This is a genomic window from Mesorhizobium sp. M7A.F.Ca.CA.001.08.2.1 (genome assembly GCF_003998455.1).
Taxonomy (GTDB): Bacteria; Pseudomonadota; Alphaproteobacteria; order Rhizobiales; family Rhizobiaceae; genus Mesorhizobium; species Mesorhizobium ciceri.
This window is the reverse complement of record NZ_RZPW01000806.1, coordinates 1-2,691: the sequence shown is the minus strand read 5'-3', so window position 1 is coordinate 2,691 and position 2,691 is coordinate 1. Positions and strand designations below refer to the sequence as shown.

Genomic DNA, 2,691 nt, shown 5'->3' with positions numbered 1-2,691 from the left:
GGACAGGGTATGTTTTGTCGACTACAAGACCCCCCGGCCGGCGCCCGCCAGTCTGGCCGAGGTGCCGCCGGCCTATGTCCTGCAGTTGGCGCTCTACCGCGCGCTGTTGCAGCCGCTCTATCCCGGCCGCACGGTCAAGGCGGCCTTGCTGTTCACCGAGGCGCCGCGGCTGATCGAACTGCCTGCCAGCGCCTTGGACGACGCCCTTGCTCGACTCACGGGAGCGTGACACAACACCTGCTTGAAGAAGGGCGCGATCACCACCACATTTGGTGGGACAAAAACTTTCAAAAGGATTTTTCCATATGGCAACCGTGAAGGTCGACAAGAGCAACTTCCAGGCTGACGTGCTTGACGCCAACGTACCGGTCGTCGTCGATTTCTGGGCGGAATGGTGCGGTCCCTGCAAGATGATTGCGCCGGCGCTCGAAGATATCGCCACCGAACTTGGCGCCAAGGTCAAGATCGCCAAGCTCAACATCGACGAGAATCCGGAGCTTGCCGCCCAGTTCGGCGTGCGCTCGATCCCGACGCTGATGATCTTCAAGGGCGGCGAAATGGCCGACATGAAGGTCGGTGCCGCGCCGAAGACCGCGCTGTCGCACTGGATCAATGGCAACCTCGCCTGACCCATCTGAAATTCCTGATATCAAGCCCGGCCTCGCGCCGGGCTTTTTGTTGGCGTCATCGGTGCGTGGCTCTGGCTCTCGCATCCGGGCACTCCATGTCATCTGCTTGAGCCAGACAGGAGAACTCCATGACCGGATCCGCCAAGGCCACCGTCTTCATCGACAACGAGCGCGTCATCGTCACCGAATACCGCTTCGCGCCGGGCGAGAACACCGGCTGGCATCGCCATGGCCACGACTATGTCGTCGTGCCGCTGATGGACGGCAAGGTGAAGCTGTTGACCAAGGACGGCGAATCCTTCGCCGAGATGAAGAAGGGCGCGCCCTATTTCCGCAAGGAGGGCGTAGAGCACGACGTCATCAACGCCAATGAAGGCGAATACGCCTTTATGCGCTGGAAATCCACCGCGTGATGGCACGCCATCAACTGCCACCTTGATGGCAGCAGTGGATCGGCCTATATCCGTTCTAAAAGGGAGTTCGAAATGGCCGAACCACAACTCTCAGTCCGAAGCGCAAAAGCACGCGACCTGGCTCATAGACTTGCTCGTCGTGAAAATCGTTCGATAGCCGATGTGGTCGAACGTGCGCTCGAATCCTACGAAATTCGTGAAGCTGGCCGTGAACCTGCTTCCACCTTCTATGCCAGCTTGACTGCAAACCATGGCGCCGACATCGATCTGGAAAAGATCATTCGCGAAGGCCGCCAGGTTCATTCGGGACTTGAGCTTTGATTTTCGTCGATACCAACGTGATTTCGGAGAGTCTGAAGAAGGCGCCGGACCAAGCTGTCCTGGCATGGCTTGTCCGCAATGACGCTGAACTGGCCCTTCCCACAGTGACGATTGCTGAAATCGCCTTCGGCATCCAAAAAATACGGCCTGATGAGCGTGCCGATCGGCTGGAGCAGGGACTTTCCCGGTGGCGCCATCGATTTGCCGGCCGGATTTTTGGACTGACTGAAGATGCTGCCTTGGCTTACGGCGAGATCATGGGGGCCGCGACACGCCAAGGTCGCGGTATGTCAGCCCCCGATGGCATGATTGCGGCGATAGCGCGCGTGAACGGTGGCCGGCTGGCAACGCGCAATCTCAGCGACTTTGGCACCACCAGCCTTGATCTGATCTCACCGTGGGATTTCTGAAGGTCGAAAGCCAAGGTTCGGCCTCAGCCGCCGCAGCCACCCAAGGCATGAATAGTCGCCTGCTTCAGGTCGGCGGGGTGCCGTTCTCGGCCAGCACCGCTCCGGTCAGATACAACGAACCGCTGATCAGGATGCGTGGCGACGGGCCGTCCCAGGTGTCGCGCAGCAGCATCAGCGCGCTGGCGACGGAACTCACCGGCTCGGCGGTCAGCCCGGCTTCCGTTGCGCGGATCGCCAGTTCGTCGTTCGGCACGCCGGCCTCGCTGAGGCTCACCGGCACCGTGTAGACATGCCGGGCGAGGCCCTTGAAGGCACGGAAATAGCCGCTCTGGTCCTTGGTGTTGATCATGCCCGAGATGAGGAACAGCGGACGCGGGTTCTTCTCTTCCTGCTCGGCCAGCGCTTCGGCAACCACCACGCCGGCGCCCGGATTGTGGCCGCCGTCGAGCCAGATATCGGCGCCCTTGGGTGCCAGTTCGGCCAGCCGGCCCTGCACGAGCTTCTGCATGCGGCCGGGCCAGGCGACATTGACCATCGCCTTTTCGGCGGCGCGATGGCTGATCTCGAAACCGGCCGCTTTGACCGCGGCGATCGCCGCCGCCGCATTGGCGAACTGGTGGCGGCCGGGCAGCCTGGGCGGCGGCAAGTCCATCAAGCCGTCTTCGTCCTGGTAGACCATGCGGCCGTTTTCCTCGAAGGCAAGGAAGTCCTGGCCGTAGACGAAGGTGGGGCATTCAAGCCGCTCGGCGGTTTCGATCAGCACCTGCAGAGCCGTTTCGCTCTCCTGCGCGCCGATGACCACCGGACAGCCGGGCTTGATGATGCCGGCCTTTTCGGCCGCGATCAGTTCGACACGGTCGCCGAGATAGGCCTCGTGGTCGAGCGACACCGGCATGATCACCGACACGGCCGGCTCCT

At 61.8% G+C, this 2,691-nt stretch carries 6 protein-coding genes; 5 read left to right on the top strand and 1 reads right to left on the bottom strand.

Annotated elements, in window-relative coordinates; genetic code table 11:
- From EN914_RS31270 to EN914_RS31250, 5 genes are all read left to right on the top strand, one after another.
- Window positions 1-229, top strand: a 229-nt coding sequence (locus tag EN914_RS31270) for a hypothetical protein (RefSeq protein WP_164779043.1), incomplete at its 5' end; no start/stop codon positions are given.
- 76 nt (window positions 230-305) lie between these two features.
- Window positions 306-629, top strand: coding sequence for a thioredoxin (trxA, locus tag EN914_RS31265; RefSeq protein WP_013528326.1), 324 nt, complete (start codon window positions 306-308; stop codon window positions 627-629).
- A gap of 128 nt (window positions 630-757) precedes the next feature.
- On the top strand, window positions 758-1,042 hold the full coding sequence (locus tag EN914_RS31260; protein WP_024501985.1) for a cupin: 285 nt from the start codon (window positions 758-760) through the stop codon (window positions 1,040-1,042).
- Between the two features lie 72 nt (window positions 1,043-1,114).
- Window positions 1,115-1,363, top strand: a complete 249-nt coding sequence (locus tag EN914_RS31255; RefSeq protein WP_013528324.1) for a type II toxin-antitoxin system VapB family antitoxin — start codon at window positions 1,115-1,117, stop codon at window positions 1,361-1,363.
- Complete coding sequence (locus EN914_RS31250; protein WP_013528323.1) at window positions 1,360-1,773, top strand: type II toxin-antitoxin system VapC family toxin; 414 nt, start codon at window positions 1,360-1,362, stop codon at window positions 1,771-1,773. The genes EN914_RS31255 and EN914_RS31250 overlap by 4 nt, the downstream gene beginning before the upstream one ends.
- Before the next feature lie 64 nt (window positions 1,774-1,837).
- Here EN914_RS31250 and EN914_RS31245 read toward each other — a convergent pair.
- The coding region (locus EN914_RS31245) for a bifunctional folylpolyglutamate synthase/dihydrofolate synthase (RefSeq protein ID WP_407067822.1) at window positions 1,838-2,691 on the bottom strand (854 nt) is incomplete at its 5' end.